At 30.1% G+C, this 25,039-nt stretch carries 29 protein-coding genes; 7 read left to right on the top strand and 22 right to left on the bottom strand.

Annotated elements, in window-relative coordinates; genetic code table 11:
• Positions 1 to 18: 18 nt before the first annotated feature.
• From OC535_RS02020 to OC535_RS02010, 3 genes are read right to left on the bottom strand one after another with little or no spacing between them, the layout of a single operon-like run.
• A complete protein-coding gene (locus OC535_RS02020) occupies positions 19 to 549 on the bottom strand; it encodes a DUF5662 family protein (RefSeq protein ID WP_024720968.1) in 531 nt (176 codons plus the stop codon).
• Positions 536 to 1,126: an SMC-Scp complex subunit ScpB gene (gene scpB / locus OC535_RS02015; protein WP_227052810.1), complete on the bottom strand. Its 591-nt coding sequence runs from the start codon at positions 1,124 to 1,126 to the stop codon at positions 536 to 538. Before scpB ends, OC535_RS02020 begins: the two co-directional genes overlap by 14 nt.
• A complete protein-coding gene (locus OC535_RS02010) occupies positions 1,126 to 1,854 on the bottom strand; it encodes a segregation/condensation protein A (protein ID WP_227052811.1) in 729 nt (242 codons plus the stop codon). Before OC535_RS02010 ends, scpB begins: the two co-directional genes overlap by 1 nt.
• Before the next feature lie 485 nt (positions 1,855 to 2,339).
• On the opposite strand from OC535_RS02010, the gene OC535_RS02005 reads away from it, so the two are divergent.
• Together OC535_RS02005 and OC535_RS02000 are read left to right on the top strand one after the other, a co-directional pair.
• A complete protein-coding gene (locus tag OC535_RS02005) occupies positions 2,340 to 2,756 on the top strand; it encodes a hypothetical protein (protein ID WP_227052812.1) in 417 nt (138 codons plus the stop codon).
• Positions 2,757 to 2,775: 19 nt separating this feature from the next.
• On the top strand, positions 2,776 to 3,171 hold the full coding sequence (locus tag OC535_RS02000) for a hypothetical protein (RefSeq protein ID WP_498823029.1): 396 nt from the start codon (positions 2,776 to 2,778) through the stop codon (positions 3,169 to 3,171).
• Here OC535_RS02000 and OC535_RS01995 read toward each other — a convergent pair.
• The 3 genes from OC535_RS01995 to OC535_RS01985 all read right to left on the bottom strand — a co-directional run bounded on the left by OC535_RS01995 (position 3,143) and on the right by OC535_RS01985 (position 3,944).
• Entirely contained in the window at positions 3,143 to 3,328 is a 186-nt protein-coding gene (locus OC535_RS01995) for a hypothetical protein (protein ID WP_227052814.1), read from the bottom strand. The two genes, OC535_RS02000 and OC535_RS01995, sit on opposite strands and share 29 nt — an antisense overlap.
• A 65-nt stretch (positions 3,329 to 3,393) precedes the next feature.
• Positions 3,394 to 3,609 carry a hypothetical protein gene (locus tag OC535_RS01990; protein ID WP_227052815.1) on the bottom strand — a complete coding sequence of 72 codons (216 nt, stop codon included), beginning with the start codon at positions 3,607 to 3,609 and terminating at the stop codon, positions 3,394 to 3,396.
• 209 nt (positions 3,610 to 3,818) lie between these two features.
• A complete protein-coding gene (locus tag OC535_RS01985; protein WP_264467750.1) occupies positions 3,819 to 3,944 on the bottom strand; it encodes a hypothetical protein in 126 nt (41 codons plus the stop codon).
• Positions 3,945 to 4,171: 227 nt separating this feature from the next.
• Here OC535_RS01985 and OC535_RS01980 point away from each other — a divergent pair, with 227 nt between their 5' ends.
• On the top strand, positions 4,172 to 4,639 hold the full coding sequence (locus OC535_RS01980) for a prolyl-tRNA synthetase associated domain-containing protein (protein WP_227052816.1): 468 nt from the start codon (positions 4,172 to 4,174) through the stop codon (positions 4,637 to 4,639).
• 36 nt (positions 4,640 to 4,675) lie between these two features.
• A complete protein-coding gene (locus tag OC535_RS01975) occupies positions 4,676 to 4,924 on the top strand; it encodes a hypothetical protein (protein ID WP_227052817.1) in 249 nt (82 codons plus the stop codon).
• Between the two features lie 559 nt (positions 4,925 to 5,483).
• Here OC535_RS01975 and OC535_RS01970 read toward each other — a convergent pair.
• The 16 genes from OC535_RS01970 to OC535_RS01895 all read right to left on the bottom strand — a co-directional run bounded on the left by OC535_RS01970 (position 5,484) and on the right by OC535_RS01895 (position 22,970).
• Positions 5,484 to 6,761: a spore germination protein gene (locus OC535_RS01970; RefSeq protein WP_227052818.1), complete on the bottom strand. Its 1,278-nt coding sequence runs from the start codon at positions 6,759 to 6,761 to the stop codon at positions 5,484 to 5,486.
• Entirely contained in the window at positions 6,761 to 7,111 is a 351-nt protein-coding gene (spoVAE, locus tag OC535_RS01965) for a stage V sporulation protein AE (protein ID WP_024720972.1), read from the bottom strand. The genes OC535_RS01970 and spoVAE overlap by 1 nt, the downstream gene beginning before the upstream one ends.
• Positions 7,111 to 8,115: a stage V sporulation protein AD gene (locus tag OC535_RS01960; protein WP_024720973.1), complete on the bottom strand. Its 1,005-nt coding sequence runs from the start codon at positions 8,113 to 8,115 to the stop codon at positions 7,111 to 7,113. Before OC535_RS01960 ends, spoVAE begins: the two co-directional genes overlap by 1 nt.
• A complete protein-coding gene (gene spoVAC / locus OC535_RS01955; protein ID WP_024720974.1) occupies positions 8,093 to 8,536 on the bottom strand; it encodes a stage V sporulation protein AC in 444 nt (147 codons plus the stop codon). The genes OC535_RS01960 and spoVAC overlap by 23 nt, the downstream gene beginning before the upstream one ends.
• A gap of 70 nt (positions 8,537 to 8,606) precedes the next feature.
• Positions 8,607 to 9,401 (bottom strand): folate family ECF transporter S component, encoded by a 795-nt coding sequence (locus OC535_RS01950; protein WP_024720975.1) that lies wholly within the window; start codon positions 9,399 to 9,401, stop codon positions 8,607 to 8,609.
• A 186-nt stretch (positions 9,402 to 9,587) separates the two neighbouring features.
• Positions 9,588 to 11,201: a potassium/proton antiporter gene (locus tag OC535_RS01945; RefSeq protein WP_498823028.1), complete on the bottom strand. Its 1,614-nt coding sequence runs from the start codon at positions 11,199 to 11,201 to the stop codon at positions 9,588 to 9,590.
• Positions 11,202 to 11,273: 72 nt separating this feature from the next.
• Positions 11,274 to 12,938, bottom strand: coding sequence for a GNAT family N-acetyltransferase (locus tag OC535_RS01940; protein ID WP_498823027.1), 1,665 nt, complete (start codon positions 12,936 to 12,938; stop codon positions 11,274 to 11,276).
• Between the two features lie 55 nt (positions 12,939 to 12,993).
• Positions 12,994 to 13,320: a cyclic-di-AMP receptor gene (locus OC535_RS01935; protein ID WP_024720977.1), complete on the bottom strand. Its 327-nt coding sequence runs from the start codon at positions 13,318 to 13,320 to the stop codon at positions 12,994 to 12,996.
• Positions 13,321 to 13,389: 69 nt separating this feature from the next.
• Entirely contained in the window at positions 13,390 to 14,568 is a 1,179-nt protein-coding gene (locus OC535_RS01930; RefSeq protein WP_227052821.1) for a deoxyguanosinetriphosphate triphosphohydrolase family protein, read from the bottom strand.
• Between the two features lie 43 nt (positions 14,569 to 14,611).
• On the bottom strand, positions 14,612 to 16,051 hold the full coding sequence (locus tag OC535_RS01925; protein WP_227052822.1) for a TrkH family potassium uptake protein: 1,440 nt from the start codon (positions 16,049 to 16,051) through the stop codon (positions 14,612 to 14,614).
• Between the two features lie 4 nt (positions 16,052 to 16,055).
• On the bottom strand, positions 16,056 to 17,417 hold the full coding sequence (gene trkA / locus OC535_RS01920; protein ID WP_498823026.1) for a Trk system potassium transporter TrkA: 1,362 nt from the start codon (positions 17,415 to 17,417) through the stop codon (positions 16,056 to 16,058).
• Between the two features lie 213 nt (positions 17,418 to 17,630).
• A complete protein-coding gene (locus OC535_RS01915; protein WP_227052824.1) occupies positions 17,631 to 18,293 on the bottom strand; it encodes a potassium channel family protein in 663 nt (220 codons plus the stop codon).
• A gap of 10 nt (positions 18,294 to 18,303) precedes the next feature.
• Complete coding sequence (locus OC535_RS01910) at positions 18,304 to 19,707, bottom strand: TrkH family potassium uptake protein (RefSeq protein WP_498823025.1); 1,404 nt, start codon at positions 19,705 to 19,707, stop codon at positions 18,304 to 18,306.
• 17 nt (positions 19,708 to 19,724) lie between these two features.
• On the bottom strand, positions 19,725 to 20,285 hold the full coding sequence (locus tag OC535_RS01905; RefSeq protein ID WP_024720981.1) for a manganese efflux pump MntP: 561 nt from the start codon (positions 20,283 to 20,285) through the stop codon (positions 19,725 to 19,727).
• Positions 20,273 to 21,856, bottom strand: coding sequence for an NAD(P)/FAD-dependent oxidoreductase (locus tag OC535_RS01900; RefSeq protein WP_498823024.1), 1,584 nt, complete (start codon positions 21,854 to 21,856; stop codon positions 20,273 to 20,275). Before OC535_RS01900 ends, OC535_RS01905 begins: the two co-directional genes overlap by 13 nt.
• Position 21,857: 1 nt before the next feature.
• Positions 21,858 to 22,970, bottom strand: a complete 1,113-nt coding sequence (locus tag OC535_RS01895; protein ID WP_227052827.1) for an aminoacetone oxidase family FAD-binding enzyme — start codon at positions 22,968 to 22,970, stop codon at positions 21,858 to 21,860.
• Between the two features lie 201 nt (positions 22,971 to 23,171).
• Between OC535_RS01895 and OC535_RS01890 the strand changes: the two genes are divergently transcribed.
• From OC535_RS01890 to OC535_RS01880, 3 genes are read left to right on the top strand one after another with little or no spacing between them, the layout of a single operon-like run.
• On the top strand, positions 23,172 to 23,906 hold the full coding sequence (locus tag OC535_RS01890; RefSeq protein WP_227052828.1) for a YebC/PmpR family DNA-binding transcriptional regulator: 735 nt from the start codon (positions 23,172 to 23,174) through the stop codon (positions 23,904 to 23,906).
• 32 nt (positions 23,907 to 23,938) lie between these two features.
• Positions 23,939 to 24,616, top strand: coding sequence for an MBL fold metallo-hydrolase (locus OC535_RS01885; protein ID WP_227052829.1), 678 nt, complete (start codon positions 23,939 to 23,941; stop codon positions 24,614 to 24,616).
• Entirely contained in the window at positions 24,606 to 25,037 is a 432-nt protein-coding gene (locus tag OC535_RS01880; protein WP_024720986.1) for an acyl-CoA thioesterase, read from the top strand. Before OC535_RS01885 ends, OC535_RS01880 begins: the two co-directional genes overlap by 11 nt.
• The last annotated feature ends 2 nt before the right edge of the window (positions 25,038 to 25,039 follow it).

Genomic DNA, 25,039 nt, shown 5'->3' with positions numbered 1-25,039 from the left:
ACCTGGTTTTACAAACTATTATTTATAAGTACCATTTAAATATGTTTCTTTAATATATTTTATTGTTTCATCAAGATTTGAATTTGCTAAATGTTCCAGCATATCCTTAATTATCCGATCAGTATTTTCATTGATTACATAATAGAATCTTGTTTTATTATAATAATCTAAAGGGGCTGTAAAATCAAAATCTTTACCGCGATAAACCATCGTCGCGGCTACGCGATCACAAAACATTTCTACTACATACTTAATTGGCATTTCAATTGCAATAATACCTTGGCTTGTAAAATCGATCCAATATTCCCAATGATGCTTATTACGCCCTTTATGGTGTAACCAGGCACTACTATAACCAATCATTTCTCTTTCATTACTATTAGGTGATTTATAACCTAAATAATATTTAGCACCAGTAGAAAATTCACTCCATGAATATTTTGATAAATCATGTTTTAACCCCTGTTTATATAAACCAAAACGAAAGCATAACTTCATCACATAATATTTATGTTTAGTAATTGTCTTAAAATGTTTAATGGCTTTCATTGTTTGCCTCGTTGTCTTCGCGATATCTTGTTGCAAAGATGTCTTCTTGTTCATCAACTTCAACAATATCTGCTAATGCCGGTAGTTCATCTAATGATGCCAGTCCAAATGTATCCATAAATTCATCAGTCACACCATATAAAATCGGCATCCCTGGACTGTCTTCACGACCAACTTCTTTAATCAATGCCTTAGCAACTAATTTACGGATCATCGCATCACATCCTACCCCACGAATATCTTCGATTCCTACTCGGGTAATTGGCTGATTATAAGCAATAATTGCTAAGGTTTCTAAAGCTGCATTAGATAAATTAGCACTGCTTTGTTCAACCATTTTTTGATAATAAGCAAAATACTCGCTATTAGTAGCTAATTTATAACGTCCCCCAAAGTTAACCAAAATCACACCCTTTATCGCTTTTTTTTCATAACTTTCAACAAATTTATCCATCAATAACACCGCATCTTTACGACTTATCTCTAACACACTGGCAATTTGTTTAGTATCTACACCATCATCCCCTGCCAAATACAGCATTCCTTCTATAATGTCTAAGTAATTAGTTTCTTCCATTAAACCTTCCCCTCTACATATATATCTGCAAATAATCCATCTTGAATTATTTCTACTTCTTTATCCTTAGCTAAAACTAATACCGCAATAAAAGTAACAATAAAATAAAAGCGGTCATATCGATCAAATAATTCTTCAAATTTAACTTTTTTATTTACCCTCGTTTTAAAATAATCTCTAATTTGTTCGGTTCTTTCATCAATTGAAATATCTTTTTTAGCAATATGAGTATCTAATGGCTTCATCAAGGCCTTTCGTTGAAACATTTTTTGCATTGCCTTCATTAAATCGTATACTTCCAAACCTTCAGGTATCATAGAACTAGTATCTATGATATATTCATCCATTGATTCTGCTGGTTTAATGATGATATTTTGTCGCTGTTCATATTTTTCACGAATATCATCAAGAACATCTTTATAACGTTTATATTCAATCAAACGTTTTATTAAAGCTTCTCGAGGATCCTCTTGATAGTCATCGTTGATCGTTACTTTTTCTTTAGGAATAAGCATTTTACTTTTCATTTCAATCAAATCAGCAGCCATGACTAAATATTCTGACATCACTTCCAATAAAGATGGGTCCATTGCATGAATATATTGCAAATACTGATCAGCAATTACAGATAATTCTAACGATTCCAAATCCATTTCTTTTTCTTTGATTAGATGTAATAATAAATCTAAAGGTCCTTGAAAGTCTTCAATTACTACCTGATATTCCATGATGAAACCTCCTAATTACGCATTAGTTATTATAACACATAAATTGCAGTATTAGAAGAATTCTTTTTTCACCCCATGATAAACGCATAAAATGCGTTTATCCTATTCTTTTTTATTATTTTCTTTGACTTTCTATATTATTAAAATAAAATTATCTTTGAATACACATAATCAATATGATTATTTCCCATAAACAGCATTTTTCTTAATAATTACATTTTTTATTCTAGCAGGTTTAATTTTATTTGTTAATCAGTTTTGCAAGTTTCAAACATTTCATATTTATCTTAAAAACATAATAATAAGTTCGCAGGCTTATTTTAAAAATTACTTTATTCAAAAGTAATGCCATTAGTTCAATATAAATTTGTTATTAATATATGAAATTTTTTTCTTGACAACATTACATTTTTATATAGACTTGTATTCAAACAAGAGTCAAACTGATAAAATGATCAAAAGTCAAATTAGGGAGAAGTGAAAAAATGAAAAAGAATTTTCTTTCAATAATAATTATCCTTGAAACATCCATCATTCTTTTAGGCATTATTCTTATGACAAACGATTTCTTCTCTAGTCATCATTTTTTGGATTTATTTATACATCATACACCATCTGAAAATCTACTGATCGAAGAAAAGAATCCAAATTCACAATCAAAAATACGTATATATAAAATAGATACAACATCTTTATTTAGTACACAAATTCGTGTTGATTATATTTTTAATAATAATTCTCAAATATATAGTTATTATACTTCCTGTCTTGCTTATAATGAAGATATTAATAGTTATAATATGCATGGTGAATCAACATATTATTCTATCGAATGGATTGATAATATACCTTATATCAAAATAGTTGGACATCCAACTATTTCAATAGAAATCAACAAATAAAAAACAAGGAGTAAATTCAATGAAGAATAAAATAAAATTTTGTATTTTTATTATAGAAACTTTAATTTTACTTATTTTTATTTTCATTATGATATTAACCCGTATTTATAATAACAGTTTTTTCTCTATTTTTCATATTTACGATGAAACTGAACATTTGATTTGTGAAGAAATTATAAATAATAAAGACATTTCCATCTATGAAATTGGTGAATCATTTTTATTTGAAGAAAATGAAATTATTATAAAAGGAACTATAATAGAGCATTATCCAATACATATCAATGTAGATAATGATGGAAAACCACTGACGAAAAACAATATAAAGATTGTACAAAAACAAAATTCTGTTTCCATTACAATAAAAGCAAAAAATCAAAAACCTATCACTTACAATCTTCAACTAAATGATTAAAACTGGCTATAACCCAATTATTTGGCATTGAAAATTCTAAATTTCCACTAGCATCCAAAACAAATAAATTATCTATTTGTAAATCACTAGATTCATTTTCTTGTAAAATTATACATACATTCCTAGTACCATATACACCAAGCTGTTTGAAAATCATAGCCAACTGCAAAATAAACAGAAACCTGAATTGCAAGCAGAAAGTGGAAATAAGATAAAAAAGTTCTAATTTTTATAGAAAACCGTATTTTTAGTTATACCAATTTTAGCTAATTCTTTGACAAATAGCTGTTCAGCAGGAAGATAACCAAGTATTTTCCTTTTCTTTTGATTGATTTTTTGATTAATATCTAATATTTTTTTATCCACTGTATTAATATCAGTTCCTTTCTTTATAAGTCCTTTAGTTATTGCTATGAAATCTTGTAAAATAATCCACACAGAACACTAGCTGATTATCAACCATCAAATATCCCCACGACCATGATTAACATATTATTTTTATTAAATATGCTCATACCATAAATTACTTATTCTTATTCCATATCCTTTTAATTTATTTATACTTTCTCTTATCTCATCTACATTCAATAATCCTTTATTAAAGGATTGTAATAATCTTCCTACTATTCAAATAATCGTTAATCTATCTATTTAGCTACCATTCTTCCTTTTCGTTCATTCATCAATAACAAATCAGCTTTCTTTTCATTAGCATCCAAACCAGTAACACCTTTAAATATACTTACTAACTTTGTATCTATGACTTTTCCCACAAAAATGTAAAACAGTTTTTAATGATTTAAGCTTTATTTTGAACATTTAAAATTAATTCATTATATACCATCACTAGAATAATAACTTTATGAAACAATTTTCTAGCTAATTTTTAAAATTTGAAAAATAGGCGAGATATATATTTTTATTGTGGTGAATAAATGGAACTGTTATAATTTTAATAAGAAGAAACGAAAAAATGGGAAGTTGTAGTGGAGTTAAAAAAATGAATTTATATAATATTTTTAAAAAATTAGATATTAAATTTGAAGAAATAGAACACGAGCCAGTTTTTACAATAGAACAAGCACAGGCAATAAAAAACAGAATAAAAGGAACAGGTTGTAAAAATTTGTTTTTGACAGATAAAAGAGGAAAATATATTTTAACAATATTGGAAGAAAATAAAAAAGCAAATATAAAACAAATAGAAAAATTGGTTAATACATCTCATTTATCATTTGCAGAAACAACAGAATTACAAAGTGTTTTACAATTAGAAAAGGGAAGTGTTACACCATTTGGAATATTAAATGATATTGATAATAAAGTGGTATTAGTAATAGATACAGATTTAAAAGATAAAATATTATTATTTCATCCTAATACAAATACTAAAACTATTTCAATTACTTATGATAATTTAATAAAATTTATTGAGTTTGGAAATCATAATTATATGTTTATATCATAAAGAAAAATTACAAGTTATAGAAAGCAATATAAAAATATGAATAAAAAAGAATTTAAGAAAAAATATAAACAAGAAAAAACTATAAGTTATAAATTAATGTTATCTGGAAGAATAATATCGATGATAAGTTTAATAGTTGTTCTATTATCATTTTTTATTATTAAAGAATTTATCCCACAAATTATTGGGTTTGTAATAGGTGGAATAATTGCGTTTATTGGAATGATATTAGACTTAACAGGAGAGATAATTATAGCTAAAAATTATAAAAAGCACAATAAATAAAAAATTACAAATTGAAAGGACTATGAATCATTAATAAGAAAAAAGAAGACTTTATAAAAGTGAAGTTCAAAATTTAGTTGATTGGAACGAAGCTAATGAAATCATATCATCATGAATATATAGATATAAAATTATTGTATTTTGTTTTAGTACGGTTTTCCAGCTGCTTTTAGCTGATATCAAATAGATATGGTTTAGCTGTTGCTTAAAAAGTATTTTAACACTGATAAGCCATTTTTCAATAAGTGAGACATTTTGTTATGAATTTGAAAAATATTTATTTATTATGTTTGCATTTTTAAATGAAGAAAACTCAAACAAATTATATAGAATAGATAGTAGAAAAATAAGTTCTTACTCGATAATGAGTAATTAAAAATAAAAGATTTTAATAATGATAGTATTTAGCAAATCATTAAAGAAATCTTTTTTAATATTTACCCTAAAGTAAGAAAGAGCCGAAAAATAAAACTCTCTTACTATCTGTTATATTTAACCCATTTCATTCGTTTATCATATTTTTCATAAAAAAACCTCAATTATATAAATAATCAAGGCTTTATGATCCTCTTTTACTTTTTGGTTTACGAATAATAAAATTAAGCATCTCTTTGCCATCAAAAGGATAAAGTGGATACAAATAAGAAGTACCAAGTGGTTTTAATCTAACCAAATATCCAATTAAAATAATATGAAAAATAATAAAGCCAATCCAGCCTAAAAATCCTGCAAAGATTATCAAAAAAATCTTTAGATACTTATTAGTAAGTGATAATTCATAATTTGGTGTCGCAAAACCACCAACATCACCAATAGCACAAAAAAGTAAAATTTCTTCACTAAAAATACCAAGATCAATCGCAAACTGACCTAACAATACAGCAGCAATCATCCCCATAGCATTAGATAATGACGTCGGAGTATGAATCGTTGCAATTCTAAGCAGTTCGATTGCAAGTTCTACTAATAATACTTGTCCCAAAAAAACTAGATCAAGATTCCCATCATTTGTTAATAATAACCATAAAGGAACTAAATAAAGCGAAATTAATACCGCACTAAAACGAATCAGACGAATAAAAGTACCAATGATTGGGGTTTGACGGTGTTCTTCGACATGTTCTAAAATTTCAAATATCGTCGTTGGAATCATCATTACTGATGACGAAGTATCACAAATTATAGCAATGTGACCATGTAAAATATGTGTCGATACAACATCTGGCCGTTCACTATAACGAACTAAGGGAAAAGGATTGTACCCTTGATCTAAGATCATTTCTTCAACTGCTCGATCTGACATTACTAGATCTTCATTTTTAATTTCTTTGATTCGCTCTAAAATCGTCTGTAGCATAGTTTGATCAACTTCACTATTTAAATAACATAAACAAATATCTAAAGGATTATTTTTTCCAATCGTTTGCTTATTCATAACTAGATCAATCGTTCTGATCCTCCGGCGAATCAATCCGGCACATGTAAGCATTGATTCATTAAAACCATCTTTAGAACCTCTAACACTCTTTTCCGTTTCTGGTTCTTCGACAGAGCGGCTGGGAAAATTCCTTGTATCTAATACATACTGTTTATCACGATAATTTACTACTGCACACCCTGTCAACATCGCATACTGCGCTTTTTCAAGATCTGTTTCTTCTTTTACATCACCATTATTTATACAGTCTTTTAATGTTTTTCCTCGATGATTTGTTATTCCTTCGACTAAATATGCAATTAAATCATCAGAACAAAGGCTTGAGACATAATTGATCGTTACTTCTTCATTTTCAAAATCAAGTGTTCGGGTATTGAGATCAAAAGAAGGATTCTTCATTATGATTTTGGTTTAGTACATACAGCAACAAGAAAAGCAAATAATATCGCACTACTGATTCCAGCAGCAGTTAAATCAAAAACCCCCAGTGCCAGACCAAAAAAGCCATATTCTTTCGTTGCTGCTAATGCTCCATGCATTAATGAATGACCAAAACTAGTAATAGGAAGCAAGGCTCCTGCATGAAAAATTTCAACTAGTTTATCATAAATATGAAATAAATCTAAAAAAGCTCCAATAACCACGAACATACTAGTGATGTGACCAGGGGTCAACTTAGTGTACTCATAAATAAGCTGCGCTACGACACAGACAAAACCACAAAAAATAAATGCTAAAATATAATTCATTATTCTACTACCTCCAAACTAAAGGCGTGACCAATACAAGGGATACTTTGCTTTTGATTAGTCATTACTGGTGATAATAAAGCACCTGTAGTAATAACAAGAATTCTTTTATACTTATGCTTTAACATTTTTTGGTATAAATATCCAAAAGTAACTAAAGCACTACATGAAGGACCACTGCCTCCTTGATTAACATCTTGATCCTTACTATATAATAAACTGCCACAATCATCATATTCTTTATAGCTAATATGACTTTCTTTCATTAATTCCTTCATGATTGCTTTACCATAATCTGATAAATCACCTGTGACGATCAAATCATAATAATTAGCCTGGCGGTTAAGATCAGTTAAATGATTACATAGCGTATCAAAAGCCGCTGGTGCCATTGCCCTTCCCATATCATTAGGATCACTTTGATCCATATCAACAACGCGACCAATCGTTAAAGCTTCGATTCTAATAGCACTAGGATTATTATCAAGAATCACACTTACAGCTCCTGTAGCAGTAGTCGTCATTGTTTCTTTACGCTGCACACCATATTCTACGGGATAGCGAAACTGTCTTTCCGCTGTAGCATTATGACTACATACAAAACAATTAGCATTATGTAAACTATGATTTTCAATCAACATAGCAGCGGTATTTATCACTAGACCCATTGTAGCACACGCACCATACATCGCCATAAAAGGTCTTTGAAAATCCTTAGCGGTATAATTACTAGCAGTAACCTGGTTATTTAAGTCACCACCTAAATATACATTAATATCTTCTTTTTTTAATTTACCTTTTTTTAAAGCAATGCCAAGGGCATCTTGTAACATTGCTATTTCTGCCTGCTCATAAGAATCATTACCAAAGCGAAAATCAGGATAATGCTGATCAAAATAATCACCTAACGGACCATTAAATTCATCAATTCCACAAGTAGTACCAATTGCTCTAATATAAACATTTTTTAAAATCATCGAGCTACCAGATAAGACTGATGACATAACGAATTCCTCCTAAAATAAACGAAGCTACGATTCCAAATGTTATTACTGTACCACCCAGTTTAAACATATTAGCACCGATACCTGTTACTAATCCTTCACTTTTAGCTTCCAGTGCACTAGATGTCATACTATTAGAAAAACCTGTGATTGGAATAAAGGTACCCGCACCAGCTTTTTTACCGATACGATCATAGATTCCCAGTCCGGTTAAAATAGCTGCCGCTAAGACAATCGTAATGATCATCATCGGTGTCGCTTCTTTTTCTTTAATATCAAAAATCGTCATATAAAAATCTAATAATCCTTGACCAATCAAACCTATTATTCCACCATAAATAAAGGCACTTAAACAATGCTTTTTTACCTGCTTTTGCGGTTTTAGCTTTTCTGCAATCTGATTATACTTAGATGTATTCATTAATTTCACCTCACAATATTTTTTCCAATTTTTCTAAAAATAAACAAAAAAGAGCCTTAATTAAAAGACTCTATAATCGTTTCAAAACTTTTAAAACACTATATCCTAAAATGATATCAACAGGAATCATAATACACTCTTTAATTACTCGAATAAATAAAGATAATGTAAACGGTATTCCATACATCACTTGCAACCAATATGGCGTTAAACAAAACGTAATTACCATTTCAACAAGCACTACGGAAATAAGCCATAAATTAAATAAGTGATAATCTGACTCATTTAACTTTCTTTTATAATAATACATTACAATAAATAAAACACTTATCATTACAATACAAATAACACTAATTGCAATTTTATAATTAAATGTAATATTTACCACGTTATTCGAAATAGTTACTTGATCTAAACTAAAAACATAACCACAGGCACTGATTGCTAAAAGCACTAAAATAACTTGAATGATCTTCTCTAAAAAATGAGTATAATTTTCTTTTACCGTTACCACCACTATCGATGGAATCAAAGTTTGTAGTACTGCGCTTAATGTAAATCCTAAAAACGGAAAACCTGTTGGTGTCACGATCAACCCAACTAAATCTACAGCAATCCCGATAATATAACAATAACCAGGTGCCAGCATTATTCCTGCTAACAGCATCGGAATAACTTCAATAGAGATTTTCAAACTCTCAAAACCAAATAACGGTATCATAATTGATAACCTTTTTAATACTGCTGCCAGTACAATAAACAAAGCAGCTAACGTAAGTGACTTCGTGTCACTTTTGATTGGGTATTTCCAAAATACTAATACCCCGATCAAAACTAAAATAAATCCGCAAATAATTTGAATCATAATCTGATTGCTACTTATTTACAATCTTTCCTGCTTCATCCTCATTTCTAGTCCACAGGCGTTAATTCCGATCAATGACCGTACATGCGATTGCTACTAAAAAGTAGACTCCCCCTTTTTCTAAATTATATACAAAAATGTATACAATTAGAATAATACTATAAATAACTGTTTACATCAAGTAATTTAGTTATTATCAACAAAACCTAAATACTCCTTTTTACAAATCACTAAGATATCATCTTGTTTAATTTTCGTTTTACCATTAGGAATAAGAATCTCATTATTACGCTTGATAAATACAACTAAAAATTTATTAGCAGGATTTATCTTCGCCAAAGTTGCTCCAATCCAATGATGTGACTGTTCAATACATATTTCATCAAGATAAATATCATTACCTTCATAACTAGGAGCACACATGATCAAGATATCCTGATACATGATTCTTGTTGATCCTTTAGGTAAAATCATTTGATTATCGCGAATGATCGTTACTACCAACATGTCAGTAGGTGTTATGATCGTACCTAATGTCTGATTGATCCAAGGATGATTTTTATCCAAATATATTTTAACCAGTTCAAAAGAACTATCATTAGTATAATCATTAAATGTCTTCATCGTATCATTTCGATTATCTTCTACATCAAACCATTTTGCCATCAAAGGCAGCAAAGTCCCCTGAAAAGTAATTGAAAGTAAAGCAACTAAAAATACAATATGAAATATATCATTATTTGTATAAGCTGGCGATACAACTGTCATAATTGCAAATACAATCGAAGCAGCACCTCGTAAACCACACCAGGAAATGAATAACTGCTGTTTCAACGGAACTTTAAAAGGAGTTAAACAAATAAATACGGTTAGCGGTCGGGCAACAAAAGTTAAAAATAAAGCAATTAAAATAGCTGGTGAAATAATATCAATGAGCTGTAAAGGAAAGCATAATAGTCCTAATAAAAAGAAAAGTAAGATCTGCATCATATGTGAAATACTATCAAAAAAATGAATTAAAGATGTTTTCTTTTTTAGTTTACTATTTCCTAATATTATTCCAAATAAATAAACACTTAAAAAACCATTACCATTCATTACACTAGGCAAAGCATAAGCCAGTAGCGCTAGAGCCGCTACAAAAATAGATTTTAAACCAACCTCATTTAATCGAATTCGATCCAAAAAATTTCTCGCCAGAAAACCAATCACAACCCCACATAAGCCTCCCAATAGCACCTGGCTTAATATAAGCATAAATATATTAGTCGTTTTACCAGATAAAAGTGTCAAAATAATAACCGTCAACATATAAGCTGTTGGATCATTACTACCACTTTCCATTTCCAATAACGGTGCAATTCCTTCCTTTAAATTTAAGCGTTTCATTCTTAAAATACTAAACACTGAAGCTGCATCGGTGGAAGCTACGACCGCACCTATCAACATTCCCTCAAGCAGACTGGTTTTTAAAATTCCATAACAAAATAATCCTACAAAACCACAAGTTAAAATAACACCTAAAGTCGACATGATCGTTGCTTTAACTAATACGGGTTTGGCAGTATTAAAATTTAAACAAAATCCACCATAAAACATTATATATATAAGAGCAAAGGTACAAATATTCTCACTAATAACAAAATCATCAAAACTGATCTTAAATATCCCATCACTTCCAAAAATCATTCCTAATAAGATAAATATCAACAAAGTCGGAACTCCAAACTTATAGGAAAGTCTTGTAGCAAGGATGCAGATAATGATAACAGCAGCAATAAATAATAAAAATAATGTCATTCACTTATCTCCTTTTTTAGTTTATAAGATTATAACACAATAATTTTAAGCAAACAAAAAAAGATCAGCATTTTATCCTGATCTTTCCATGATATACTCTCTAACTTTAGAAATAAAATATAATGATCCTGTAACAAAAACCGTTCCCTCATGATCAAACGCTTGATCAAGAGCTATTTTATAATCAGGTTCAATTTTAACATCAAAACCATCAGCAAGCGTTTTAGCATCGCTAGCTCTTACGTGTTCAAATTCACAAATCGTAATATCATCAGTTAATTGGAGCAGTTTTTCAATCATATGCTTATAATCTTTATCACGGAGAGCACTAAAAATTATTTTTATTTGATCATACTTTTTAGCACACTCATAAAAAGCATCGATTCCTTCTTTATTATGGGCTCCATCGATGATTATCAATGGTTCAATATTAACGATTTCAAAACGTCCTGCCCAGCGAGCATTATACATTCCTTGTAATAAGTCATCATCACTAAAATCAACGATTTGATGATTTTTTAAATATAACAACGCTTCTAAAGCTAAAGCACTATTATATATTTGATACAAAGCAGGGGTATCCAGGATAATATCATAACCACGATAACGATAACTAACATTATTACTGTCTAAAATATTTGTAATTGGCTGTAAAGTTAACAATTTACTATGATGCCTGCGACATATCTCATTAAACACTTCTAAACATTCTGTTTTCGTCTCACCTGTTAAATAATCGATTCCATCTTTTACAATTCCCGCTTTATTCAAAGCAATACTTTGATAATCATGCCCTAAATAATCTACATGATCTAAACCGATATTAGTATTGATCGCTAGTTTTGGCATAATGATATTTGTAGCATCTAATAAACCGCCTAACCCTACTTCAAATAGTGCTAAATCAACTTTTTGTTCAATAAAATACATTATTGCAATAAATACTTCAATTTCAAACATTGAAATTTCATACTTCAACCACAAATCAACATAGCGATTAGCATAATCCACCATAGTTTGTTCATCGATAAATTGATCATTAATTCTAATAATATCTAATCTTGAATATAAAGCTGGTGATGTAAAAGTGGCAATCTTATATCCTGATTGCTTTAATACTTCTTTAATATAATTAGTTGTTGATCCCTTTCCATTTGTTCCACCAATATGAACACAGTCTAAAATCAACTGCGGATTACCTAGATCTTCCATATAGCGTTTAAAATTATCAAGGCTATAAACACGATTTTTTTGACTACTGATAAATTCCACAACTTCATCATAATTATTAAAGCGTTTTTTTACGCTTCTCATTTTAATCATTGGATAATATGATATTCCCTCTTTTTTTTCTAAATTACCGTTTATTTTAAAACCAAGATGTTCATAAAATAATCTAGTATTAATAGCCGCATTAACTTCAATATCACCTAAAACTAGATTATCAATTATTTCTACTAATCTTTTTCCAATTCCCTTTCTCTGATATTGCTTATCAACAAATAATAAACTTAAATAATTTCCTTTACTTAAACTAACCATACCAATAATTTTATTATCGTTTAAACAAATATATGTAAGATTAGACTTATCTAAATAAAATTCTTTTGTATTTAGCTGGTCAAAGTCTTTTGATCCATTACTTTCTAAATTAGCAAAGATAAATTCTTTAGCAGCCTGTTGAACTAATTTAATTACTGCTTCTATCTCATTTTCTTTTATTAACCTATACTCCATTATTATCACCTTAAAACATTATATGCTAAAAGAAGTAGCATAGCTACTTCTTTTTTTAGAATTTTTCGAACTGATCAATATTAAGTACGAATACAGTGGCTCCACCTACTAGAACATCTACCATGATTGGCGTAAAAAACTCTCCCATTTCAGTTGGAGGAATAGTCGGTTCTTTTTCAACCCGTTTTTTAGCATTAGCCTTAATTATCGAAATACAGTCTTCAACTTTATCATCATTAGTTCCAACAAAAAATGTTGTATTTCCTTTTTTTAAAAATCCCCCGGTTGTAGATAATTTAGTAACAAAATATCCCTTTTCAGTAAGGGCTCCTTGAACAGCTGAACTATCATCAGAATTAACAATTGCAATAATTAGTTTCATAGTAACTCCTCCTTATAGAATTATTATACTACGAATTTAAAAAAGATAATACCAATAAGATAATTTATACTAAATTATTTTATTATGCTGAATTGGTAAAAAAATTGTTTCATACTCATTTAAAACATAAGAGTCTGTCATCATTGATAAATAATCAGCAACGATCAAAGCAGGATCATTACGTTGATACTGCGATGACATTTTAGCGACAAACGCTTTTATTTTACAATCTTTATTTAGTGGATCAGTCAGCTCTTCATAATAAACATCATATAATTGTTTGATCATTCTAATAAGTTTAGTATTTTCTTTAACTAAAACAGGATGTTGATGAACTCTTATCGTTAAAAAATTTAACAAACTTTTTAATGCTTCAAATACTTCATTAGAAAAACGTAAATATGGCAACTCATAACTATGAATTACTAAATCACCAATCAAGCGATTGATCATCGATTTATTATCAAAGCCTAAAACATCAGTAGCCTTTTTAGGAAGATCACTTTGTTTTATAATTCCCACTCTGATCGCATCTTCAATATCTTTGCCAATATATGAAATAACATCAGAAACCCTAACTACACAGCCTTCTAATGTCATTGGGCGGATCTTCTTACTCGTATCACATTTATGCCAACAATCATCATACTCTTGCCAAAACTGTCCAATTGTTTTATTAGTATCAGGAATATATTTTTTCGATAACATCTCACCATTATGACATAAAATAGCATCTAATACCTGTAATGAAACATTATATCCTGTTCCCTTTCTTTCAATAAATAAAATGTTTCGAACACTATTAGCATTATGAGCAAAATAACCGTAACCCTTATCTTGAAGAATTTCATTCAATGCCTTTTCACCAACATGACCATAAGGTGCGTGTCCTAAATCATGGCCTAAAGCAGCAGCTTCAATTAGATCCAGATTCAAGCTTAAACCTCTGCCAATCTGTCTTGCAATCCGACTGACCCATTGGACATGAATTGAACGTTTAGAAATATGAGCGTTACGAAAAAAGGATAAAGCTTGTGTTTTATCGACATAACGCTGATATGATTTACAATATAGAATTCGATCTATATCTTCTTCAAAAGGCCAGCGAATATCAAATTCTTCTTTATCCTTAATAATTTGTTTTATTTTAATACAATCACTATTTTTAGTTGCATAGACAGAAAGATGCTCATCAGCCTCTTTCGTCATTCGAAGGGCATTTTTTATTACAAGTTCTTCCTTTTTCATCAAATCACCTCTCTATAGTCTACACAATTTACCTTTTTTTATGCTATCTACGCCACTGTGATGGAGCAAATAATAATAAAATCGGAAAAATTTCTAACCGTCCTGCCAACATATCAAAAGATAAGACTAATTTTGAGACATCCGATAATGATGAAAAATTACTAACGGGACCAACTACATCAAAACCAGGTCCAACATTATTTAAACAAGTAGCAACTGCTGAAAATGCACTTTTGAAATCTAAATTAAAAATCGTTAAAACCAGCAGTGATAATGCAAAAATAACTAAATATAAAACTAGATATGAATGAATATTAGCGATTACATGATCATCTATTGGCTGTTTTTCAAATTCAACTGTTTGAATACTATGAGGATGTAATAAGTGTTTTAATTCTTTCTTCGCATTCTTTAAATAAATAAAAATTCTTGATACTTTCATTCCCCCACCAGTTGAACCGGAACAGGCACCAACAAACATTAAAATAATAATGATCATTTGTGAAAACATTGGCCATTTACCATAATCAGCGGTTACAAAGCCTGTTGTCGTAATAATGGAACCGACTGTAAAACTTGAATAACGTAACGCTGAAAAAATCGATTCGTACATTGGTAAGATATTGATTGTAATTAGAATAGTTGCACCAATGATGATCAAGAAATAATACCGCAGTTCTTCACTCTTAAATACTTCTTTGAATTTTCCAATAATTACAAAATAAATCAAATTAAAATTAATCCCGAATAAAATCATAAAAATCGTAATCACGGTATCTACATAGACACTATCATAAGCAGCAATACTAGCATTTTTGATTGCAAATCCACCAGTTCCTGCTGTTCCAAATGAATTTAAAAGGCTATCAAATAACGGCATTCCCCCAAACAACAATAAAACCGTCTCTACTAACGTCAAAACAGCATAAATAATATACAAAATTCTTGCTGTTAAGCGAATTTTAGAAACTAATTTACCTACTACTGGTCCAGGAACCTCGGCTCTTAAAATATGTAAAGAACGTCCTGAGGAAATTGGTACGAAAGCAATCACAAAAACCAGGATTCCCATTCCACCAAGCCAATGCGAAAAGCTGCGCCAAAATAAACTAGCATGACTTAATGCTTCAACATCAGACAAAATTGAAGAACCCGTTGTTGTAAAACCGGATACCATCTCAAAAAAAGCATCTATAAATGACGGGATTTCACCGGTTAAACAAAATGGTAAAGCCCCAAAAATCGAAATTAAGATCCAGCTCAAAGCAACGATTACAAAACCTTCACGAGCATAAATATTTTTTTTAGCGGGATGCTTAAATGAAATAATCGTTCCTAAGCCAAAAATCAAAGCTCCAAGAATCGCAAAACTAATTCCTTCTGTTTCTTGATATATTATTGCAACTAATACTGGAATATACATTAGTAATCCTGTTATTTGTAACAGCTTCCCTAATGTAAAAATGATCATCTTTTTATTCATTTGGTTATCTCCTTATAATATCATTCAATGTTCTTAATTTTTCATCACGAGATATAATAATTACATGATCACCTAATTCAATTGTGGTTCCACCTTTAGGAACAATCATTTCATTTCCTCTAGAAATAGCTGCTACTAAAATATGATTTTTTAATTTTAATTCATTTAATGTTTTACCTAAAAAAGAAATTTTATTAGTAACTACAAATTCACTGGCTTCAATTTCCCCATTCACGATCTTATATAAAGTTTTGACACTGGAATCATCATCTTTATTAACCTTAGCCCTTACATAACGAACGATCTGAGCTGCAATCGCACTTTTTGGTGAAATGATCGTATCTACATTAAGACTATTAACTAATCCCGCATAATTCATTCGGGTAACTTTAGCCACTGTTTTTTTATGATACATTTTTTTAGCATACAAAGATAAAATTAAATTTTCTTCATCTAATCCTGTTAATGCTAAAAATGCATCTATATTTTCAATTCCTTCTTCAACTAATATTTCTTCATCACTACCATCTGCATTAATGATTGTAATAAAAGGTAGTTTTTTTGCTAATACTTTACAATGTTCTGTGTTATTTTCAATAATTTTTACGCGCATTCCTAAAACACTTAACTGCTTAGCTAAATAAAATGCGATCTTTCCGCCACCAATGATCATTACTTTTTTTATTTGCTTAGTAATGATTCCAATATCTAAACAGAATCTTGTCAAATCTCGATGAGATCCCGTTATATATAAATGATCACCTGTCTTAATTACATAATTACCATCCGGAATAATTACCTCATCATCACGACTTACTGCACATACTAAGATATTAGCTTTAGAAATATTATTTAACTTACTTAGTTGAATATTATTGAGCTGAGTACTTTCATCAACATTAAATTCCGCAAGTTCGACTTTTCCTCTAGCAAAAGTTTCAACTTTTACTGCTGAAGGAAATGACAACGTTCTTCTAATTTCATTTGCCGCTTCTAATTCAGGATTAATAATCAATGAAAATCCTAATTGATTTCTCATAAAGTCGCGCTGTTTTGAATAATCAGGATTTCTAACTCTTGCAATCGTATGCTTTGTCCCCATTCTTTTTGCCATTAATCCAGCTAAAATATTTAATTCGTCAGAAGCTGTTACACAAATAATCAAATCAGCTTCATCAGCATTAGCCTCCATTAAAATATCATACGATCCACCATTTCCAACAACCCCAATAACATCATATTGATTAACAACATCATTGACCTTAGTTGCATTTTGATCAATAACGATAATATCATGATCTTCATTAGCCATATATTGGGTTAGCGTTTTCCCTACTTTTCCCGCTCCCAAAATAATAATCTTCATCCAAAGATACCTCCCTAATACATTCATTGTAGCTCATTTGTCTAATTTTCTCAACGGCTTTGATACATTCAAAAGAAGTTTATCATATTTTAGCTAAAATACAAGATAATTAACAATTACTTAAAAATCATTTATAAATTTATTTTTTTTAATAAGCAAATAATAAAAGTATGGCTATCTTTTATAGATTTCCATACTTTAATATTATTCTTTCTATTCTGTAAAATAATCAAATCGCTCTATTTCAGTAGTCTTTCCAATCACTAAAAAACGATCACCCTTTTTTACAATATAATCAGCTCCAATATTTAATGACATATTATCTTCACTATCTTTTACCCCAATGACATTCATATGAAAAGCCTTTCTAATGTCTAGATCTTGAACACTTTTACCAGTCCAATCATGTGGTGCATTTATTTCTACCAAAGAATACTCTTCGTCTAATTCAACTAAATCAACAATATTTTTTCTAAGCAATGATTTAGCTACTCTAATTCCCATATCCTTTTCAGCTCTAATTACTTTATTAACTCCAACTTTTTCTAATATTTTAGAAAACTGTTTATTTTTCGCTTTAGCAATTACATATGGAACCCCTAGGTCCTTTACGTTCATCGTCGTTAAAACAGCTTCTTCTAAATGTGTCCCGATTGCAATCACAGCAACGTCAATATCATCCAACCCTAGTGCTCTTAACTGCTCGATATCAGTAGTATCAGCAACAACTGCCTTAGTGACCTCATCAGCAATCCTTTCTACACAAGATTCATCTTTATCAATTGCAATAACTTCACAGTCATACTGCGATAATGTTGTTGCAACAGTTGATCCAAACACCCCTAAACCTAATACTGCATATTGTTTATTTTTCATTTTTCTACTCCTAACCTAGCAAGATATTACCATCGGTATATCTTACTTCTTTTTTTCCTGCATTAATATAAGATTTTCTAGCAAATGATATTATCAAAGTAATTGTTCCGATTCTACCAATATACATTAAGATAATAATTATTATTTTACCAATTACCGTAAGTGAAGGTGTTAACGATGCACTTAATCCTACGGTCGCAAAAGCTGAAACAGCTTCAAACATAATATCAACAAAAACAGCATTCTCACTAATACTTAAAATAAAAATACTTATAAGAGCCAAAGAAAGACCAATCGTAATAATTGCAAATGAACGAATAATTAAACGTTTAGGAATCCTTCTGGCAAACACAGCTACTTCTTTTCTACCATGATAAATATTATAGACCATTAAAATACTGATTGCAAAAGTTACTGTCTTGATTCCTCCCGCTGTACCGGCAGGTGATCCACCGATAAACATAAGAATGCACATCATGAATTTAGTATACGGGTATAAACTCGCCATATCTACAGAAGCAAATCCTGCTGTTCGCAATGTTGCTGATTGAAAAAAAGACACCTGTAATTGATCTAAAAAGTTTAATTTACCAAGGGTATCCGGGTTATAAAATTCACATAGATAAAATAAAATCATTCCCGCAATCAATAGAATAGCAGTCGTCACCAAGACTAGCTTAGTATGTAGACTAAAATTTTTAAATAAATGATAAAAGTTAAATTTAGATGGTTTATGAAACTCTTTTTTTATTGTTTTAGCAACATCAAACCAAACAATAAAACCTAAACCACCCATAATTATTAAAGATGGGATAACAAAATTGATTATTATATTACTTTGATAACCAATCAATGAATTACTTCCTAAAACATCAAATCCAGCATTACAAAATGCTGAAATTGCGTGAAAAACAGCAAAGTATATTCCTTTAACTAAACCATAATCGGGAATGAAGACAAAGCATAATAAAATTGCACCGATTCCTTCGATTATAAAAGTATATTTAATTACATTTTTTACAAATTTGGGAATTGCATTTAAAGATGGTTGATTAAGTGCTTCTTGCAAAACTATTTTATTTGTCAAAGAAATCTTTTTATTGATCATTATTAATAATAAATTTAAAAATGTTAAAAAACCTAAACCACCAATTTGAATCAAAATAATAATGATCAATTGTCCTAACAAATTAAATTGTTCACTTATTACAACCGGTACTAATCCCGTAACACATGTTGCTGAAGTGGCAATAAATAAATTATTTAAATATGACGTGGGACTTGCATTATTGCAAATCGGCAAACTTAATAAAACTGAACCAATAAAAATCACTGCTAAAAAACTAAGCGCAATTTGTCTTGTCGGACGCATTGTATGATGCTCACGTCTTTTTTTTAATATTTCGACTTTCATATCATTTTTCAACCTTCCTAAAAGAATAAGTGATCAAGCAAAATCTTACAGCCCATAATGATCAACAGAATTCCCCCTGTTAATTCAGCCTTACTTTTATATTTTTCCCCAAAAACATTTCCAACTTTTACTCCAATTATACAAATAATAAAAGTAATAAAGCCAATAATTGATGTTGATAAAACAATTGAAACATTAAAAAAAGCAAATGTGATCCCTACTGCTAAAGCATCAACACTTGTAGCAATCGACAACATGATCAAATCACCAAAGTGTAAAGCATCATCTAAACACTCATCATCTTCTTTACCTAAAGCCTCTTTGATCATATTTACACCAATTAAGCCTAATAAGATAAAAGCAATCCAATGATCGATCGCTGCAATCTTAGAAGCAAAAGTAGTACCTAAAACATATCCTATTGCTGGCATCAGTGCCTGAAACCCGCCAAAAAACAAAGCAATTATAATAGCTTTTTGATAACTCATTTTCTTCATTGCAAGACCTTTACAAATTGAGACTGCAAAAGCATCCATCGCTAATCCAATTCCAATGATTGCAATTTCTATGACTGACATTTTTCTTTCTCCCCTTTTAAAATTAATTCACTACATTTTAATCCATCTAAAGCACTTGACATGATTCCACCAGCATAACCAGCTCCCTCACCGATTGGATAGATTCCTTTAATATTACTTTGATATGATTCATCGCGATAAAATCGAACCGGTGCTGAACTTCGTGATTCTACTCCAGAAAGAATTGCATTACTTGTAAACCCAGAAAATTTTTGATTCATTAATTCTAATCCTTCTTTTAAAGATGCATTTATCTCGGGACTAAACAAAGCATTTAAATCTGCTTCTTTCACGCCTGGTAAAACGCTGCACTTAACAGTACTTTCATTGACTTGTTTCATTAAATAATCTTCTACTTTCATCACGGGAATATGATAATTACTACCACCAAGTATAAATGCTTTATGTTCTAGATCACGTTGATAGGTAACTCCAGATAACGGATGATCATCTTTAAAATCATCGGGTCCTACCGTTACTAAGATTGCACTATTGGCATTAGTATCATCACGAGCCTGGTTGCTCATTCCGTTTACTACTACACCTCCTGATTCGCTACTTGAATTAATAACTCGTCCTCCAGGACACATACAAAATGTATAAACACCTCGGCCGCTGCTTGTTTTAACAGCTAATTTATAATCTGCGGCTTTTAATTTAGGATGATTTGCATATTTACCATATTGATGTTCATTAATAAATGATTGCAGATGTTCGATTCTAAGTCCTACAGCAAAAGCTTTCGGTTCCATTTTCAATCCTCTTTGATACAACATTTCATAAGTATCGCGAGCACTATGTCCGATTGCTAAAACTAAGCGATCTGGCTTCATCGTCATGATTTGATCTTGCTGGCGTACTTTAATATTTACTAAGTGCTGATCTTTTATTTCAATATCAACAAGCTGACTATCAAATAACACGGTACCGCCATTTTCAATTATTTTTTCACGCATACTTTTAACGACGTTGATCAAATAGTCTGTCCCTACATGCGGCTTATTCATATATAAAATATCTTCATTAGCACCATGAGCTACAAAAGTTTCTAAAATAAATTGTTTTCTTTTATCTTTGACACCTGTGGTAAGTTTTCCATCACTAAAAGTTCCGGCACCACCCTCACCAAATTGAACATTACTATTTAAAAGCAGTTTACCAGTTTTAAAGAAATTATCAATATCTTCTTTTCTTTTATCTACCTTGCTGCCTCTTTCAATCAAAGTCACTTTTTGTTTAGCTCGAGCTAAGTTATATGCACAAAATAAACCCGCTGGTCCACTACCTACTACTACAATATGTTCATCATTAGCTTTTAAGACTGGATAATGATATGGCTTTACTTGTCTAAGTTGTAATTTAGGATATTTTTTTATTATCATCTCTTCATTGTCTATTTCAAATTCAAAACTACAAACAAAATGAACTTTATTCTTTCTTCTTGCATCAACGGCCTTTTTCACTAACTTTACATTTTTAATTTTATTTTTGGAAATATTTAATTGTTGTGAGATTACCTGTCGATAATCTTTAGTATCTAATGAAACTTTCAAATTATTAATTCTAATCATCTTATCTTCCCTTACTTAATATCGTTTTAGCGATATGATATCCTGAAGCAAACGCAAAATGTAGATTATAACCACCACAGTCGCCATCTACATCTAATATTTCTCCTGCAAGATAAATCCCCGGATATTTCAAACTTTCTAAATTTTCATTGATTTCTACAAGACTTACACCGCCTCGCATTACTTGAGCTTTTTGATAACCATATGTGCCTAGCACTTTAAAGCGAACATCTTTTAAATTTTTTACATTTTTTAATACTTTAGCTAATTTATCATTAAATATTCCTTCAAGATAATAATTACCATATTTCTCTAAGCGCTGTTTTAATAAAATTTTAACTTCTTCATCATCAAGATCTTCTAATAAATCCAAACTGATTACAGCATTATTACAATTACCTGGCAATAACCTTGATAACTGCATAATACAAATCCCTGATAATCCTTGATCAGTAAACAGAACTTCACCAGATTGACTTTCAATTAATTTATTATCGAGATATAAACTAGCTTTACATTTGACTCGTACACCCTTTAATTGCATGTATGCTGGCTTAGTTTTTACTTGAACTAGACTAGGATACAACTTTATCATCTTTAAATCAAGGTCCTTAACCAAATCATAATTATTTTCTCCTGATAAACAAGAAGCTGGTGACCCTGTTGCAATAACAACATTATCACATTCATAATTACCTTTAGTACTTTTGACAAGATATCCTTTTTGTTTTTTGATTATTTTTAAAGCCTGGCACTCTTCAATCAAAGCAACCTGATCAAAATTGTTCATCAACGCATTCTTTATCGTTAAACTCTGATTTGAACGGGGATACAATAATGTCCCAACCTGTCTAGTTAATACTCCAATTTGATCAAAATAAGTCTTCGCATCAAAATCATGAATAATTTTTTCAATTCGTTTATCATTTGTGTTATAGAAACGCATATCTAAATTAGTATTAGAAAGATTACAGCGGCCATTACCGCTAGCTAAGATTTTTCTTCCGGATTTATTCGACTGTTCAAGAATAATTACATTAGCATGATGATCAGCTAATTCATGGCCACATATCAATCCGCTTGCCCCAGCCCCAATAATTACAGTAGTTTCCATCGTTTATCTCCTTGTATAATGCCTAGATTATAGCATAATCTATAATCTTTTAAAATAAATGGTGCTAATAAACTTTAATTATCTAAAATGAACAGTTAATTTCCACTTTAGATGATTATAAGTAATAAAAAGTATACTTGATAATATTAATCGATAAGTGTATAATTTAGAAGGATTTATCACTTTAAGGAGGAATTATTTATGGGTAGAGCACATGAAGTGCGTAAAGTTGCAATGGCAAAAACAGCAGCAAAAAAAGCTAAATTATATTCACGTTATGGAAAAGAAATTTACTTGATCGCTAAAGCTGGAGGTCCTGAACCAGAGGGAAACTTAGCTTTAAGACGAATGATTGAAAAAGCCAAAAAAGAACAAGTACCTGCTGATGTCATTAAAAGAGCAATTGATAAAGTAAAAAGTGGTGTTACTGAAAATTATGAAGAAAAAGTATTTGAAGGATATGCTAACGGTGGCGCTACAATAATCGTTAAATGTTTAACAGATAATATTAATCGTACTATTTCACAAGTACGTCCTGCCTTTACTAAATCTAAAGCTAAATTAGGAAATGAAGGATCAGTTACTTATTTATATGATGTCATTAGTGTTGTTAGTTTCAAGGGATTAGATGAAGAAACTGTTTTAGATGCTTTAGTTATGGCTGAAATTGATGCAAAAGATATTATTAGTGAAGATGATGGTTCGATTAAAATTATTGGTGAGCCAACTGATTTAAATAAAATCAAAGAAGCAATCGAAGGAATTAAAGCAGATGTTGATTTTGACATCGATGAAATTCAAACTTTACCTCAAGATACTGTAGAACTTGCTGGTGAAGACATGGAATTATTTGAACGCTTAATGAATAATTTAAATGATTGTGATGATGTTGACCAGATCTATCACAATGTTGCAAACTATGATGAGGGAGAATAATACTCCCTTTTATTTATATAAGGAGCTAAGATATGAAAATTACTTATTTATATAATAGTGGTTTTATTGTGGAATTAGAAAAACATATTTTATTATTTGATTACTTTAAAGGAAAGCTTCCTAAATTAGATCCAAATAAAGCTTTATACGTCTTTGTTTCCCATTTACATTATGATCACTATAATCCTGTTATTTATGATCTTGATCATCCTAATATTACTTATATTATTGATCATGAAATTGATAATAAAGGCATCAAAGTATATCCTCATAAAACTTATAAGATCGATGATCTTCATCTGCAAACACTACTTTCAACCGATGAAGGAGTCGCCTTTGTAGTCAAAGTTGAAAACAAATATTTATATCATGCTGGTGATTTGCACTGGTGGCATTGGCTGGGAGAACCAGAAACGGATAATGAATACCAGGCCATTACTTTTAAAAAAGAAATTGCTAAGCTGGTTAATATAAATTTTGATCTAATGATGATTCCTTTAGATCCCCGTCTTGAAGAAACAACCTGGTGGGGCATGAATCATATCTTGAAAAATATTAAAACTAAATATGTTTTACCGATGCATTTTGGTGATGATATCAATAAAATGCTCAATTATCTTGACCATGAACCACTGAACCAATATCATAATATTATTAAAATTCATCACCCAGGTGAAATCTTTATCTTAGGAGAAGACTATGAACATTAAACCATACCAGCATCTTGCTAAATACTATGAAACTGATCAAATGGGCATCATTCATCATTCAAATTATATTCGCTGGTTTGAAGAAGCACGAATTGATTTTATGAATCAAATCGGTTTAACTTATAAAACAATGGAGAAAGAGGGCATTATTTCTCCCGTATTAGAAGTATCTTGTAAATACTTGCAAATGATGTATTTTGATGATATCGCTACTATTAAAGTAAAAATTGATGAATACAGCAGTGTTCGTTTTGCTTGTAGTTATGAAATTTATAATCAAAATAATATTCTTTGTACAACAGGCACTTCAAAACATTGTTTTATTAACAAAGATGGTAAACCCGTTAGTTTAAAGAAAATCAAACCAGAATATGATCAGTTATTTAAAAAAGTAAAAAATAAAAATGCTTATCCGTTATAGAA

Source organism: Clostridium sp. Marseille-Q5894 (assembly GCF_946902305.1).
Classification (GTDB): Bacteria; Bacillota_I; Bacilli_A; order Erysipelotrichales; family Coprobacillaceae; genus Thomasclavelia.
Note: the sequence above shows the minus strand (reverse complement) of the source record. Positions and strands in the feature narration are given on the sequence as shown.

Bases quoted from the DNA above. Each gene is read 5' to 3' on its own strand.
- OC535_RS01890 (WP_227052828.1), top strand. From the start codon at position 23,172: ATGGGTAGAGCACATGAAGTGCGTAAAGTTGCAATGGCAAAAACAGCA.
- OC535_RS01945 (WP_498823028.1), bottom strand. From the start codon at position 11,201: ATGACATTATTTTTATTATTTATTGCTGCTGTTATCATTATCTGCATC.
- OC535_RS01940 (WP_498823027.1), bottom strand. From the start codon at position 12,938: ATGGAGTATAGGTTAATAAAAGAAAATGAGATAGAAGCAGTAATTAAA.
- trkA (WP_498823026.1), bottom strand. From the start codon at position 17,417: ATGAAGATTATTATTTTGGGAGCGGGAAAAGTAGGGAAAACGCTAACC.
- OC535_RS01885 (WP_227052829.1), top strand. From the start codon at position 23,939: ATGAAAATTACTTATTTATATAATAGTGGTTTTATTGTGGAATTAGAA.
- OC535_RS02020 (WP_024720968.1), bottom strand. From the start codon at position 549: ATGAAAGCCATTAAACATTTTAAGACAATTACTAAACATAAATATTAT.
- OC535_RS01995 (WP_227052814.1), bottom strand. From the start codon at position 3,328: ATGATTTTCAAACAGCTTGGTGTATATGGTACTAGGAATGTATGTATA.
- scpB (WP_227052810.1), bottom strand. From the start codon at position 1,126: ATGGAAGAAACTAATTACTTAGACATTATAGAAGGAATGCTGTATTTG.
- OC535_RS02010 (WP_227052811.1), bottom strand. From the start codon at position 1,854: ATGGAATATCAGGTAGTAATTGAAGACTTTCAAGGACCTTTAGATTTA.
- OC535_RS02000 (WP_498823029.1), top strand. From the start codon at position 2,776: ATGAAGAATAAAATAAAATTTTGTATTTTTATTATAGAAACTTTAATT.
- OC535_RS01905 (WP_024720981.1), bottom strand. From the start codon at position 20,285: ATGTCAGTCATAGAAATTGCAATCATTGGAATTGGATTAGCGATGGAT.
- OC535_RS01915 (WP_227052824.1), bottom strand. From the start codon at position 18,293: ATGAAAAATAAACAATATGCAGTATTAGGTTTAGGGGTGTTTGGATCA.
- spoVAC (WP_024720974.1), bottom strand. From the start codon at position 8,536: ATGAATACATCTAAGTATAATCAGATTGCAGAAAAGCTAAAACCGCAA.
- OC535_RS01960 (WP_024720973.1), bottom strand. From the start codon at position 8,115: ATGTCATCAGTCTTATCTGGTAGCTCGATGATTTTAAAAAATGTTTAT.
- OC535_RS01980 (WP_227052816.1), top strand. From the start codon at position 4,172: ATGAATTTATATAATATTTTTAAAAAATTAGATATTAAATTTGAAGAA.
- OC535_RS01925 (WP_227052822.1), bottom strand. From the start codon at position 16,051: ATGAATAAAAAGATGATCATTTTTACATTAGGGAAGCTGTTACAAATA.
- OC535_RS01950 (WP_024720975.1), bottom strand. From the start codon at position 9,401: ATGATTCAAATTATTTGCGGATTTATTTTAGTTTTGATCGGGGTATTA.
- OC535_RS01910 (WP_498823025.1), bottom strand. From the start codon at position 19,707: ATGAAAGTCGAAATATTAAAAAAAAGACGTGAGCATCATACAATGCGT.
- OC535_RS02005 (WP_227052812.1), top strand. From the start codon at position 2,340: ATGAAAAAGAATTTTCTTTCAATAATAATTATCCTTGAAACATCCATC.
- OC535_RS01970 (WP_227052818.1), bottom strand. From the start codon at position 6,761: ATGAAGAATCCTTCTTTTGATCTCAATACCCGAACACTTGATTTTGAA.
- OC535_RS01880 (WP_024720986.1), top strand. From the start codon at position 24,606: ATGAACATTAAACCATACCAGCATCTTGCTAAATACTATGAAACTGAT.
- OC535_RS01895 (WP_227052827.1), bottom strand. From the start codon at position 22,970: ATGGAAACTACTGTAATTATTGGGGCTGGGGCAAGCGGATTGATATGT.
- spoVAE (WP_024720972.1), bottom strand. From the start codon at position 7,111: ATGAATTATATTTTAGCATTTATTTTTTGTGGTTTTGTCTGTGTCGTA.
- OC535_RS01975 (WP_227052817.1), top strand. From the start codon at position 4,676: ATGAATAAAAAAGAATTTAAGAAAAAATATAAACAAGAAAAAACTATA.
- OC535_RS01930 (WP_227052821.1), bottom strand. From the start codon at position 14,568: ATGAAAAAGGAAGAACTTGTAATAAAAAATGCCCTTCGAATGACGAAA.
- OC535_RS01900 (WP_498823024.1), bottom strand. From the start codon at position 21,856: ATGATTAGAATTAATAATTTGAAAGTTTCATTAGATACTAAAGATTAT.
- OC535_RS01935 (WP_024720977.1), bottom strand. From the start codon at position 13,320: ATGAAACTAATTATTGCAATTGTTAATTCTGATGATAGTTCAGCTGTT.